The following is a 12,899-nucleotide window of genomic DNA, read 5'->3' as shown; positions in this document are numbered from 1 at the left end:
GAACTCGTCGGGCGCCCGCTTGCAGCGACCTTGCGGCGCCGGCGTTTCGCCGTTTCGAACACAGTACAATCGCGGCGGATTTGAGGAGGCGAGTTCGGCGCGGAGATCAGCAGCAACCCGCAAGCTATCTACAGCCCATAGTCGCTGACCTCGACGAGGTTGCCGTCCGGGTCGCGGAAATAGACCGACATCATCGGGCCACGGGCGCCGATCCGCTCGACCGGCCCGACTTCGACGGCAACGCCATTGGCCTCCAGACTGGCGCATATCTCGGCGAGCGGACGGGCGGCGACCAGGCAGAAATCTGCGGTGCCCGGAGTCGGCGCTTTCGCCTTGGGCTCGAAGGTGCGCCCTACCTCATGCACGTTGATCTTCTGCGTTCCGAAAAGCAGTGCCGTCGGCAGGTTCGGTGTGTCGAGACGCCTGAACCCGAGCACGCGCTGATAAAAGGCGCAGGTGTCATCGACGGAGCGAACCGTCAGCACGAAATGATCGATGCCGGCGATCACGGCAGCGCCTCCGTTATATGTTGCGGCTGCCCGGCTTGATCGCCGGAATGGCGGCGAGCTCGGGCGGCAGGCTATCGGCTGGATAGGCCGGAACCTCATATTCGGCGAGCGCTATCAACGGCACGCCGACATCGGTCTTGCCGGCCGAGCGGTCGATGATGCAGGCGGCGGCAACGACCTCGGCGCCAAGCGCGCGCAGGCAATCGATGGTCTCGCGGATCGACAGTCCGGTGGTGACGATGTCCTCGACGATGACGACGCGCGAACCCTTGGCGATCTCGAAGCGGCGGAGCCTGAACTCGCCCCCTTCCCGCTCGACCCAGATCGCCGGTGCGCCAAGATGGCGCGAAGTCTCGTAGGCCGGGATCAGCCCGCCGATCGCCGGGCCGACGACATAGTCGATCTTGCCGGACACAGCTGCGCGGATCTTTTCGGCCAGCGCCTTGCACAGGCGCTCGGTCTTGTCGGCATGCATGAAGACCCGTGCCTTCTGCAGGAAGACCGGGCTTCGCAAACCCGACGTCAGGATGAAATGCCCTTCCAAAACGGCACCGGCTTCACGGAAAATGCCCAGCACTTCGTCGGTGTTCATCTCTGCCCTGTCTCCAACACGCTTGTCTCCAGCACGCTAGTGATTTTTAGCCGTTCACGCGCCTTGCATCGCTGACGCTCGAATTGTCCTTGAGCTGCGACAGCAGCCGGTTCAGGTGCTTCAGATCCCAGACTTCGAGATCAATCAGCATTTCAGTGAAATCAGGCGCGGTGCGCACCATCGACAATGTATGGATGTTGGCATCGTTGGATGCAACGACCTGCGCGATGTCGGCCAGCGAGCCCGGCGCGTTGATGGCGGTGACCGAGACGCGCGCCGGAAACCGCTCCTTGGTGCGCTCGTCTATGTCCCAGCGCACGTCGATCCATCGTTCGGGCTGGTCGTCGAAAGCCTGCAGCGCCGGCGACTGGATCGGATAGATCGTGATGCCGGTTCCCGGCTGCACGATGCCGACGATGCGGTCGCCGGGCACAGCACCTTCCGGCGCGAAGCGCACCGGCAGGTCGCCGCGCACGCCACGGATCGGCACGGCGCCGTCCCTTGGCTGGTCCTTATCCTTGCGTGCCGCGCGTCCCGGAATCTGGAACAGCATTCCGGCGGCATTGCGGATCTTCGACCAGCCCTCCTCGCGCTGCTTGGGCGCGGCCAGCGTGACGCGCTCGTCCTTGTAGTCGGGAAACACCGCTTTCATGACATCGGTGGAAGCAAGTTCGCCGCGGCCGACCGAAGCCAGCACATCCTCGATGTCCTTGCGCGCCAGCCGATGCAGCACCGACTTCAGGCTCTCCTTGGTAAAGGTCTTCCCGGACCGCTCGAAGGCGCGTTCCAGTATGCGGATGCCGAGACCCGAATATTGCTTGCGGATGGCATTCTTGGTGGCGCGGCGGATCGCCGAGCGCGCCTTGCCGGTGACGACGACCGATTCCCACGCCGCCGGCGGCACCTGCGCCTTGGAACGGATGATCTCGACCTCGTCGCCATTCTTCAGTTCGGTCATCAGCGGCATGATGCGGCCGTTTACCTTGGCACCGACGCAGGTGTCGCCAACATCGGTGTGCACGGCGTAGGCGAAATCGATCGGCGTGGCGCCGCGCGGCAGCGCGATCAGCATGCCCTTGGGCGTGAAGCAGAATACCTGGTCTTGGAACAGTTCCAGCTTGGTGTTTTCGAGGAAGTCCTCGGGATTGTCGCCTTCGGCAAGCTGCTCGATGGTGCGCCGCAGCCAGGCATAGGCGTTGGTCTCCTTCGAGATCGCATGGGCGGTGCCGTTCACCTTGCCGCCGCTGTCCTTGTAGATCGAATGCGCGGCAACGCCATATTCGGCGATCTTGTTCATCTGGTAGGTGCGGATCTGAAGCTCGACGCGCTGGCGCGACGGCCCGACGATGGTGGTGTGGATCGAACGGTAGTCGTTCTGCTTCGGCGTCGAGATGTAGTCCTTGAAGCGGCCTGGCACCATCGACCATGTCGTATGGATGGCGCCGAGCGCCCGGTAGCAGTCCTCGACGGTATCGACGACGACGCGAAAGCCGAAAATGTCGGACAGTTGCTCGAAGGACAGCGCCTTGGCTTCCATCTTGCGGAACACCGACCACGGCTTCTTCTGGCGGCTCTTGACCTCGGCCTTGATCGCATATTTCTCGAACAGCGCGGACAGCGCCTTCTCGATCTCGGACAGCACATCCTTGTTGCGCTCGAAGATTTCGGCGAGCCGCGCGGTGACAGCGCGGTAGGCTTCCGGATTGATGAAGCGGAAGGCGATCTCCTCGAGTTCCTCGCGCATGCCTTGCATGCCCATGCGCCCGGCCAGCGGCGCATAGATATCCATCGTTTCCTCGGCGATGCGCAGGCGCTTGGCTTCAGGCACATGGTCGAGCGTGCGCATGTTGTGCAAGCGGTCGGCAAGCTTGACCAGCAGCACGCGAACGTCTTCCGAGATCGCCAGCAAGAGCTTGCGCAGGTTTTCCGCCTGCTCGGCCTTCTTGGAGACGAGGTCGAGTTTCTTCAGCTTGGTCAGGCCTTCGACCAGCTTGCCCATTTCCGGACCGAACAGCTCGTCGATCTCGGCCCTGGTCGCCGTGGTGTCCTCGATCGTGTCGTGCAGCAGCGCAACCGCGATGGTCGCCTCATCCATGTGCATTTCGGTGAGGATGGCGGCGACTTCGAGCGGATGCGAGAAATAAGGGTCGCCGGAGGCACGCTTCTGGTGGCCATGCTTCTGCATGGCGTAGACATAGGCCTTGTTGAGCAGCGCCTCGTTGACGTCAGGCTTGTAGCGCTGGACGCGCTCGACAAGCTCATACTGACGCATCATGGGCGGGATCTCGCAGTGCTGAAATGAATCATGCGCCGCACTGGCGTACGGCGCATGTCATAGATAACCACGAAACCGCCGACGCGAAAGTGTCGGCAGTCGTTGCGAAGATTAATAATCGTCGCTTTTTTCCGGCGGTACCAGACCTTCGATGCCGGCCAGGAGGTCTTCCTCGGTCATGCGGTCGAAGGTGATGTTGTCCTCGGTGTCGTCGGCATCGGTAGCCACAGCGGCGGCACCGGTCTGGTCGGCGATCGCCTCGCCATCGGCTTCCGGCTCATCGACCTCGACATGCTTCTGCAGCGAGTGGATCAGGTCTTCCTTGAGATCGTCGGGCGACAGCGTCTCTTCGGCGATCTCGCGCAGCGCGATGACCGGATTCTTGTCGTTGTCGCGAGGAACGGTGATCTGCGCGCCCTGGCTGATCTGACGGGCACGGTGGCCGGCCAGGAGCACGAGCTCGAAGCGGTTGTCGACCTTGTCGATGCAATCTTCAACGGTTACGCGGGCCATGAGCTGCCCCTTTCATGCCTGGATTTAATGGAAAACAGGCGCGGTCCATAACCTGAACGCCGCCAAAATACAAGCTTTTTGGCAATATCAGTCCGGGGCCAGGTCCGGGTCAAGTCCGGGGCCGGCCAAGGCGTGGTCTGGGCGCGCGTCGCCTGCGACGATACGGCACCGATCACAATTGCTTGCTATGCAGCATCATATCCTTGGATTGCCGTAAAACCGGCGTTATCTCGAATGACGAAGGTCAGCCGGTTATTTCAAGCCGACCGATAGTCACGCGCATTTAGACGGCCGCTTATTTTCGAAAAGGAATATTTTCCATGTTCGACCCTCGTGAAAAAATCGCTCTTTTCATCGACGGAGCCAATCTTTACGCCACGTCGCGCGCGCTCGGCTTCGACATCGACTACCGCAAGCTTTTGTCGAGCTTCCAGAAGCGCGGCTACCTGCTGCGTGCTTACTACTACACCGCGCTGGTCGAGGATCAGGAATATTCCTCGATCCGGCCGCTGATCGACTGGCTCGACTATAACGGCTTCAAGGTGGTGACCAAGCCGGCCAAGGAGTTCACCGACTCGACCGGCCGCCGCAAGATCAAGGGCAATATGGACATCGAGCTGACGGTCGATGCGCTGGAACTTGCCGATGTCGTCGACCACTATGTCATCTTTTCCGGCGACGGCGATTTCCGCACGCTGGTCGAGGCGCTGCAGCGGCGCGGGCGCAAGGTCTCGATCGTCTCCACCATGGCTTCACAGCCGCCGATGATTTCCGACGATCTGCGCCGCCAGGCGGACCATTTCATCGACCTGATGACGCTGAAGAGCGAGGTCGGCCGCGATCCGTCCGAGCGGCCGGTGCGCCGGCCCGAGCCGGCCGAAGTCGACGAGGACGACTATTGACGGCGGCGGTCTTGACCGCTCCCTTGGTCGCATCCCCCGAGCCTGATCGCGACTGCCCGCTCTGCCCGCGGCTGCATGATTTTATCGCGCAATGGCGGCAGCGCGAGCCGTCCTGGTTCAATGCGCCGGTGCCGACCTTCCTGCCGCCCGAGGGCGAGGATGCCGTTAAACTGTTGATCGTCGGGCTGGCGCCAGGCCTGCGTGGGGCGAACAGGACGGGGCGTCCCTTCACCGGCGACTACGCCGGCGACCTGCTCTACAACACGCTGATCGCGCACGGCTTTGCGCGCGGCCAATTCAAGGCGCGGCCCGATGACGGGCTGGAGCTTGTCGGCACGGCGATCACCAATGCGGTGCGCTGCGTGCCACCGGACAACAAGCCGGTCGGCGCCGAGATTGCCACCTGCCGGACGTTCCTGGTGCCGACGATCGCGCGGTTTAAAAACCTGCGCGCCGTGCTGGCGCTGGGCTCGATCGCGCACCAGTCGACCGTGCGGGCGCTGGGTGGGCGTGTTGCCGCTTATCCCTTCCGCCACGGCGGACAGCAGCAAACCAATGGCGTCACGCTGTTCTCCAGCTATCATTGCTCGCGCTACAACACCAACACCGGCGTGCTGACGGAAACGATGTTCGTCAACGTGTTCAGTGATATAGCCGCGTTTCTGGAGAGATAGATTCGGGCGGTGGCGCAAACAGCTCGGCCAATTTCTCCTGCCCGCCCTGAAGGACATTCAGATCGACATCGCCACTGATGCCGTCGACGCGACCCCTGTCGTGGTACTGCCAATAGATCCAGTCGTCATGACCTGGCCACAGCGCCAGCGAACGAACCCAGTGCGGTCGGCCGACGATCTGACCGGCATAGACCCGCGCAGCCTCGTCGGTCACATAGAGGATCGCTGTCTTGCCGAAAGCTGCCTCGACAGGGCGCAGGAAAGCCGAGAGTTCGACATTCAATTCTTCGGGCGATGGCCGCCGCGGACAATTGCCGACAAATTCTATGTCCACCACCGGCGGCAGCAGCGATTGATCGCGCGGCACGACGGAGATGAAATTGCGCGCCTGATCGGCGCCAGGCCTGCAGAAGGTGAAGAAATGATAGGCACCGACCGCCAGCCCGGCCGCACGCGCCTCACGCAGATTGGCGGCGAAGGCGTCGTCGACATGGTCGCCGCCCTCGGTCGCCTTGATGACGGCGAAGGCGACATCGTCGGCGGCAACACGGCGCCAGTCGATCTGCCGCTGATGATGGGAAACGTCGATACCTCTGACCGGATATTTGCTTCGGTCCGGAGAAAACGTCTGGAAGTAGAAATAGCCGACGGCCGCGACGACGCACACGAGGATCAGGCTGGCCGCACCCCAAAGAACGATCCGGTTCTTCAAAAGAGTGGTTCCCAGCCTACCCACGCTCCTTCAGCAACCGGCCTTTCTCGCGCGACCAGTCGCGCTGCTTTTCGGTCTCGCGCTTGTCGTGCAGTTTCTTGCCGCGACCAACGGCGAGCAGCACTTTGGCCCGGCCCTGGTCGTTGAAGTAGATTTTTAGCGGCACCAGCGTCATGCCTTCGCGATCGACGCTCTGCGACAGCTTGGCCATCTCGCGTTTGTTGAGCAGCAGCTTGCGGCGCCGGCGTGGCTCGTGGTTGAAGCGGTTGGCCTGCAGATATTCTGGCAAATAGGAGTTGATCAGCCAGATCTCACCGCCCTCGACCGAGGCGTAACTGTCCTGGATGTTGGCCTGGCCCTGGCGCAGCGACTTCACCTCGGTGCCGGTCAGCACCAGGCCGGCCTCGATCGTGTCGAGCACCTCATAGGAAAACCGTGCCTTGCGGTTTTCCGCAACGGTCTTGTTGTTGGGATCGGCTTTTCTGACTTGATTCATGACGTCTAGAGTCCGTTTCGAAACTCGCTCCTGCGAGTCAGATGATGGTGGCACCGAGACCCGGAGCGGAGCGTACATATAGTACGTGAGCACCGGAAGCGCAGGTGACGCCTTCAGATGGCCGCAGGAGTAGAATTTCCAAACGGGCTCGCTAATTAATCAAGCCGGCGTGCTTCATGGCCGCATCGATCTTTTCGGCGGTCGACTGCTCGACGGTGACCAGCGGTGAGCGCAGCACGTTCTCGACCTTGCCGAGCTTCGACAGCGCATATTTCGCGCCGGACACGCCGGGTTCAATGAAGATCGCCTTGTGCAGCGGCAGCAGGCGGTCCTGCAAATCCAGCGCCTTGGCGCCGTCGCCGGAAAGCGTCGCCTCCTGGAATTCGGCGCACAGCCTAGGTGCGACATTCGACGTCACCGAGATGCAACCGACGCCGCCATGGGCGTTGAAGCCGAGCGCCGAGGCATCCTCGCCCGAAAGCTGGATGAAATCCTTGCCACAGGTCGCACGCTGCTCGGAAACCCGCTCGACCTTGCCGGTGGCGTCCTTGACGCCGACGATATTCTTGAAGTCGTGAGCCAACCGGCCCATCGTCTCGGGCATCATGTCGATCACCGAGCGCGGCGGGATGTTGTAGATGATGATCGGCAGACTGGTCGCCCTGGCGACGGCGGCGAAATGTTCATAGAGGCCGCGCTGCGTCGGCCTGTTGTAATAAGGCGTGACGACCAGTGCCGCGTCGGCGCCCGCCTTCTCGGCATATTGCACCAGGCCAACCGCCTCTTCGGTGTTGTTGGAGCCGGCGCCGGCGACGACCGGAGCGCGGCCTTTGGCCACCTCGATGCACACCTTGACGACGTGGCGGTGCTCGTCATGCGACAGGGTCGGCGACTCGCCTGTCGTGCCGACAGGAACCAAACCGGTCGTGCCTTCGGCGATCTGCCAGGCAACGAGGGCGCGAAAGGCTTTCTCGTCGAAACGACCGCTCTTTTCGAACGGTGTCACGAGCGCGGTAAGCGAGCCTCTCAGCATGTCGTCCAACTCCTTGGGACTTCTCGGGTTTTGACTTCTCGGGTTTGTCGTGCGCGCCTTCTAGCCGAAAGCGAAGCGGCGCACCATAGTCTCGACACCGTTGCGCGGCAAGCATGGCAGTAGTGCCAGCAAGCGCAATTTGAACGACCTTGGTAGCGCTTTGTTTACGGCCTCTTCATAGCAGCCAACTAGGCTTCAGTTGATCTGTGCCTGTTGGTAATGTGTAGACAGGAAATGATGAAGACCATGCCGACCAAGCAGCCTCATTTTTTTGCGCTGCTTGGCGCAATCCTCCTGCTGATGCCGAGCGGCGTGGCCGCCGGCAAGATCGATGTGCAGGTCACGTCGGCCATTCCGATGCCCCACCTGCAGGGTACGGGCCTGCAGGATACGAGATCCCCATCCGCCAGCGTCGCCAGGCTGAAGAGCGGCCTTGACGCGCTGGCGGCAAACGACGTTGCCGGAGCGCGTCAAGTGCGCGAGGCTCTGCCGGTCAAGTCGCTCGACCGGCACATCCTTGCCTGGGCGATCGCGCTCTATGGCGGCGACAAGGTGCCAAGCGGCGACATCGCCGATGCTGCGAAGATGTTGCCGAACTGGCCGGGCATGATCGCCTTGCGCAAGAACAGCGAGCGCGCGCTCTATCGCGAGAACCCCGCGCCTGAGATCGTGGTGCAGGCATTCGGCGGCAGCCAGCCGCAAACAGTCGAGGGCGTGGTGATCCTCGCCCGCTCGTATGTGTCGCGGGGCGACGTCAAGGCGGCGCGCTCGGTGCTGTCGCCTTTCTGGCGCACCGAAAAACTGGAAGCCAAGGACGAAGCTGACATCATCCAGGAATTCGGCAAGCTGATCCCCGCAGCCGACCACCGCTTCCGCATGGAGCGCATGTTCTATGCCGACCGGGTCAATTCCGCGCTGCGCGTCGCCGGCCTTGCCGACGCCCAGCAACTGGCCGACGCCTGGGCGGCGGCGGCCAAGGGCGACAAGAACGCGGCCAAACTGCTGAAGGCCGTGCCCGCCGCGCAGCGTTCGGCCGGCTATTTCTTTGCGCAAGCCCAATATCTGCGCAAGCAAGACAAGCTTTCCGACGCCGTCGCAATGGTGATGAAGGCGCCGAGCGACCGCAACGCGCTGGCCGACCCGGATGCCTGGTGGGCCGAGCGTCGAGTATTGTCGCGCGAACTGGTCGACCAGGGCGACATGAAGACCGCCTACAGGATCGTAGCAGCACATGCCGCCGAAAGTGCCGCCAATGCGGCGGATGCGGAGTTCCATGCCGGCTGGTACGCGCTGCGCGGCCTCAACGACCCCAATACCGCTGCCAAGCATTTCGCGCGGATCGCCGATCTCACTCAGGGGCCGATATCGCTGTCGCGCGCCTATTATTGGCTCGGCCGTGCAGCCGAAGTCGGTGGTCCCGGCAATGCGAAGGATCATTTCACCCGTGCCGCCGCCTATGGCACGACGTTCTACGGCCAACTCGCCGGCGAGCGCGTCGGCCGGCAGGTGCTCAACATCGCCTATCCCTCGCCTGATACCACCGACCGCCGCAATTTCGCCGGCCGCGAAGCTGTCAGCGCCATCAGGCGGCTGCAGGAGGCGGGCTATGAGCGCTATGCCGACACGCTTTACCGCGACCTCGCCGGACAGTTAAGCAGTCCCGGAGAGCTGGCGCTGCTGGCCATGATGGCGGAAAAGCAGGGCAATCATTTCCTGGCGCTGAAAGTCGGCAAGATCGCCGGCGCGCGCGGCATCGATGTCGGCGCGCTGTCGCATCCGCTCGGCGTCATTCCCGACACCGCCAACATTTCCGGCTCGGGCAAGGCGCTGGCCTATGCGATCGCCCGCCAGGAAAGCGAGTTCAACATCGGCGCCGTCTCCAGCGCCGGCGCGCGCGGGCTGCTGCAGCTGATGCCGGGGACCGCCAAGCAATTGGCAAAGAAGGCCGGAATGATTTTCTCGCAAGCGCGGCTGACCACCGACGCCGGCTATAATGCGACGCTGGGCGCCGCCTTCCTCGGCGAGCAGCTCGGCCGCTTCGACGGCTCCTACGTGCTGACCTTTGCCGGCTACAATGCCGGCCCCAACCGCGCCGCCCAGTGGGTGGCGAAATACGGCGACCCGCGCGGCAAGGACATCGACGCCGTCGTCGACTGGATCGAACGGATTCCCTACACGGAAACAAGAAGTTACGTCCAGCGCGTGATGGAGAATTACGAAGTCTACAAGATGCGTATTTCCGGCAAATACGACATTGTGGGCGACCTGGTGAACGGGCGGAGTTGAACCAAGGAAGGCAGGTTAAGCCAGAGGCTGGCGATCCTTCGCGCCCCCTCTGTCCTGCCGACGGCTAAGTCGATTTTGACCCTACCTGCCCTCGCCTGTAGCAGTCGGGACGATCCGGCAACGGCGAGGAATCGAGTCCAAATGTCGAGCGGTTTTTCCGACTTCTTCTACGCTTCGCCGGACGGGCTGCAACTCCACGCCCGTATCTACGGCGAAGCGAACTCCGGACGCTGGCCGGTCGTCTGCCTGCCCGGCCTCACCCGCAATAGCCGCGACTTTCATGAGCTGGCGCTGCACCTGTCGCGACGAGCGAAAAATCCGCGCAAAATCGTCGCCTTCGACTATCGCGGGCGCGGGCAGTCCGCCTACGACCCCGATATCGGCCACTACAATGTCGGCGTCGAGGCCGGTGATGTTCTCGCCGGGCTGGCGGCGCTTGATATCGAGGAAGCGGGCTTCATCGGCACGTCACGTGGCGGGCTGATCATTCATGTGCTCGGCGCGATGCGACCGACCATCCTGAGGGCCATCGTTCTCAACGATATCGGCCCGGTGGTCGAGGCCGGCGGCCTCGCCCATATCCGCTCCTATCTCGAGCGCGCGCCAAAGCCGAAAACCCATGCCGAGGCGGTCGGCGCCCTGCGCGGCGCGCATGGCAGCGACTTTCCAGCCCTGACTGAGGTGGATTGGGACCGCATGGTATCGGCCCTCTACCGAGAGACGGATGACGGGCTGGTGCCGGATTTCGACCCGAAGCTGGTCGACACGCTGGCGGGTCTCGATCTCACCCAGCCGTTGCCGGCACTGTGGCCGCAGTTCGAGGCGCTGGCGGCGGTGCCCTTGCTCACCATACGTGGCGCCAATTCGAAGCTGCTGTCCACTGAGACGCTCGAACAGATGCGAAAGCGTGTTCCCCATATCGAAACGATCACGGTCGAGGGCCAGGGCCATGCGCCTTTCCTCGAGACCGGCGGCCTGCCCGGCGCCATCGCCGCTTTTCTGGATACGGCCGAACAGCAGATCGGCTCGAAGTAAAACCTCCAGGATCGACTTCGATCCTGGAGGTTTTTACTTGAATTTGGCTTACGCGGACTTCGAATTTTTCCGGGGCGCCTTGGATGAGGCTTTCGCCGCGACCGGCTCGCTCCTTGGTTCCGCAGAAGACAGAGGGCGTTCCGCCTCCGATCCATTGCACCGAGGGGTTTCCAGCACGACGACGCAGCCGTCGAGGTCGTTCGTGGCAAGATGCGCGTAACGCATGGTCATCGAAAGCGTCTGGTGGCCAAGCCACATCTGCACACGCCTGATGTCGATGCCGCCCTGGACGAGACGCGAGGCGCAGGTGTGGCGCAATATGTGCGGCACGACCTGTTCGTCGGCGCCAAGGCCGACTTCGGCCTTCGCATCGTTCCAGATGGCGCGAAATTGCGCCTGGCTGAGCTTGGTGAAAGGACCTTTGGGCCGACGGCCCTCGGTGACCGGCAGCTTGATCACCTCTTTGGTCCGGGCAGTGAGTGGAATGGTGCGGCTGCGGCCGGATTTGGTGATCCAGAAGCTGACGCGATGCTCCTGGATATCATTCCAGATCAAGCCCAGCGCCTCGCCGAGGCGACAGCCGGTGTCGACGAGAAAGACCGAAAGCCGGTAAGCGTCCTCGCTGCGTCTCTTTATGGCGGCGAACAGCTGGGCTTCCTCATCCCGCTCGATGAAGCGAATCCGTCCCGCCCGCTCCTTCTGGCGGCGGAACTCGGGCAGGCTGTGGATATCCCCCATCTTGTGAGCCTTGCGCAGCAGTTTGCTGAGAGCAGCCATCTTTCGATTGATGGTTGCGTTGCTGTTGCCGCGCTGGCGCAAGGTGCCGATAAGGTTGTCCAGGGTACTCTGGTCAAAGGCGCTGAAACGCTCCCCAAGGAGAATCTCGTCTATTTCGCCGATGAAGGAGCTGACATTGTATTTATGCCGCCCATCATCCCAAAGTATGTCTCGGTATGCTGAAAACAGCTCCCCGACCTTGTACGACTTTACTTCTCTGATCTTGTTATAACTGTATTTTATTTTTGCGTTTTGAGAAGAAAACATCGAAAAATGGTCAGAGGGAGCACCCTCTTGAATCGCTTCGTTTGTCATTGTCTTGCCACACCCCCGGAGTGGATAGGTCAGCCCTATCTGCCTGGGAGCGTCCTTTCAAGAGTTTTGATCACGCAGTTGTGATTTCATCCGCCATCAACGAATCCCACGAAATCTTCCCACGGACCTTATTCAGCTACCGTTACCCCCTGTTCCTTCTGTTTGCCTTGATCCAGGTCACGAAACAAAACAGCCCGGGCATTGAAGCGCCCGGGCTGGAATTTCACTTGTTTTAAGCCCAGCCCTTAGAACGAGCGCTGGAAGCGGAGCTGGCCGCCAAAGCTGTCGTCGTCGTCCGCACCGGTCCAGTTGGAGACAGAATCCTCGCCTAAGCTGAAGTAGGAGGCCTCCGCCGTGATCGTCAGGCCGGGGACGATGTCATAGGCGATGTTCGCCACGACGCCGAGATTCTTGCCCTCGTCATACGAGACCTGGGTGTTGAACGAGGTCTTCTCGTTGATGGTGTAGGTGCCACCGCCCCAGACTGCCCAATTGCCGCTCCACAGCTTGTACATGCCGCGACCGTTGGCGTCGAATACATATGACGTATCCGTGTAGTTGTCGTCCGTGCCGTAGCCGGCCATGATGAACAGCGACAGGTTCTCCATCGGCGTGACGTCGAGGCGAACCTTACCGGCCACCTCTTCGTAGTTGCTGTCGTAAGCAACGACGCCGGTGATCGCGCCCCAGCCCTGCGTCCACTTCACGCCGCCGACGACATGCGGAACGTAGCTGTCGATCGTGAAGTCGCCGTAGCCTTCTTCGAGCGAGACGACGGCG

Annotated in this window: 13 protein-coding genes; 4 read left to right on the top strand and 9 right to left on the bottom strand. The window is 62.1% G+C overall.

The window, feature by feature from the left end; genetic code table 11:
• Nucleotides 1-128: 128 nt before the first annotated feature.
• The 4 genes from EN885_RS29580 to rpoZ form a co-directional block, all read right to left on the bottom strand.
• Complete coding sequence (locus EN885_RS29580; RefSeq protein WP_206072912.1) at nt 129-509, bottom strand: VOC family protein; 381 nt, start codon at nt 507-509, stop codon at nt 129-131.
• Nucleotides 510-522: 13 nt separating this feature from the next.
• The gene (gene pyrE / locus EN885_RS29575) at nt 523-1,101 is read right to left on the bottom strand and encodes an orotate phosphoribosyltransferase (protein ID WP_095483137.1); all 579 of its coding nucleotides are present in this window, start codon (nt 1,099-1,101) and stop codon (nt 523-525) included.
• A 46-nt stretch (nt 1,102-1,147) separates the two neighbouring features.
• On the bottom strand, nt 1,148-3,376 hold the full coding sequence (locus EN885_RS29570; RefSeq protein ID WP_095483136.1) for a bifunctional (p)ppGpp synthetase/guanosine-3',5'-bis(diphosphate) 3'-pyrophosphohydrolase: 2,229 nt from the start codon (nt 3,374-3,376) through the stop codon (nt 1,148-1,150).
• Between the two features lie 111 nt (nt 3,377-3,487).
• A complete protein-coding gene (rpoZ, locus tag EN885_RS29565; protein WP_095483135.1) occupies nt 3,488-3,889 on the bottom strand; it encodes a DNA-directed RNA polymerase subunit omega in 402 nt (133 codons plus the stop codon).
• Nucleotides 3,890-4,209: 320 nt separating this feature from the next.
• On the opposite strand from rpoZ, the gene EN885_RS29560 reads away from it, so the two are divergent.
• Both EN885_RS29560 and EN885_RS29555 read left to right on the top strand, forming a co-directional pair.
• Complete coding sequence (locus EN885_RS29560; RefSeq protein WP_095483134.1) at nt 4,210-4,791, top strand: NYN domain-containing protein; 582 nt, start codon at nt 4,210-4,212, stop codon at nt 4,789-4,791.
• 11 nt (nt 4,792-4,802) lie between these two features.
• Nucleotides 4,803-5,465 carry a uracil-DNA glycosylase gene (locus EN885_RS29555; protein ID WP_164759170.1) on the top strand — a complete coding sequence of 221 codons (663 nt, stop codon included), beginning with the start codon at nt 4,803-4,805 and terminating at the stop codon, nt 5,463-5,465.
• Here the strand turns inward: EN885_RS29555 and EN885_RS29550 are convergent.
• The 3 genes from EN885_RS29550 to dapA all read right to left on the bottom strand — a co-directional run bounded on the left by EN885_RS29550 (nt 5,434) and on the right by dapA (nt 7,706).
• Entirely contained in the window at nt 5,434-6,177 is a 744-nt protein-coding gene (locus EN885_RS29550) for a GH25 family lysozyme (RefSeq protein WP_095483132.1), read from the bottom strand. The two genes, EN885_RS29555 and EN885_RS29550, sit on opposite strands and share 32 nt — an antisense overlap.
• Before the next feature lie 16 nt (nt 6,178-6,193).
• On the bottom strand, nt 6,194-6,673 hold the full coding sequence (gene smpB, locus EN885_RS29545; protein ID WP_023719895.1) for an SsrA-binding protein SmpB: 480 nt from the start codon (nt 6,671-6,673) through the stop codon (nt 6,194-6,196).
• A 151-nt stretch (nt 6,674-6,824) separates the two neighbouring features.
• Nucleotides 6,825-7,706: a 4-hydroxy-tetrahydrodipicolinate synthase gene (gene dapA / locus EN885_RS29540; RefSeq protein WP_095483131.1), complete on the bottom strand. Its 882-nt coding sequence runs from the start codon at nt 7,704-7,706 to the stop codon at nt 6,825-6,827.
• Between the two features lie 246 nt (nt 7,707-7,952).
• On the opposite strand from dapA, the gene EN885_RS29535 reads away from it, so the two are divergent.
• Together EN885_RS29535 and EN885_RS29530 are read left to right on the top strand one after the other, a co-directional pair.
• Nucleotides 7,953-9,992, top strand: coding sequence for a lytic transglycosylase domain-containing protein (locus tag EN885_RS29535; RefSeq protein WP_127205202.1), 2,040 nt, complete (start codon nt 7,953-7,955; stop codon nt 9,990-9,992).
• Nucleotides 9,993-10,133: 141 nt separating this feature from the next.
• On the top strand, nt 10,134-11,027 hold the full coding sequence (locus tag EN885_RS29530) for an alpha/beta hydrolase (protein ID WP_128244117.1): 894 nt from the start codon (nt 10,134-10,136) through the stop codon (nt 11,025-11,027).
• Between the two features lie 48 nt (nt 11,028-11,075).
• On the opposite strand, the gene EN885_RS29525 is transcribed toward EN885_RS29530, so the two are convergent.
• Together EN885_RS29525 and EN885_RS29520 are read right to left on the bottom strand one after the other, a co-directional pair.
• On the bottom strand, nt 11,076-12,119 hold the full coding sequence (locus EN885_RS29525; protein ID WP_128244116.1) for a site-specific integrase: 1,044 nt from the start codon (nt 12,117-12,119) through the stop codon (nt 11,076-11,078).
• 245 nt (nt 12,120-12,364) lie between these two features.
• Nucleotides 12,365-12,899, bottom strand: a 535-nt coding sequence (locus EN885_RS29520) for a porin (RefSeq protein WP_164897940.1), incomplete at its 5' end; no start/stop codon positions are given.

The sequence above is a fragment of the Mesorhizobium sp. M6A.T.Cr.TU.014.01.1.1 genome (assembly GCF_004022765.1).
GTDB lineage: Bacteria > Pseudomonadota > Alphaproteobacteria > Rhizobiales > Rhizobiaceae > Mesorhizobium > Mesorhizobium mediterraneum.
The sequence above is the reverse complement of the archived record's forward strand: the minus strand, read 5'-3'. Positions and strand labels throughout refer to the sequence as shown.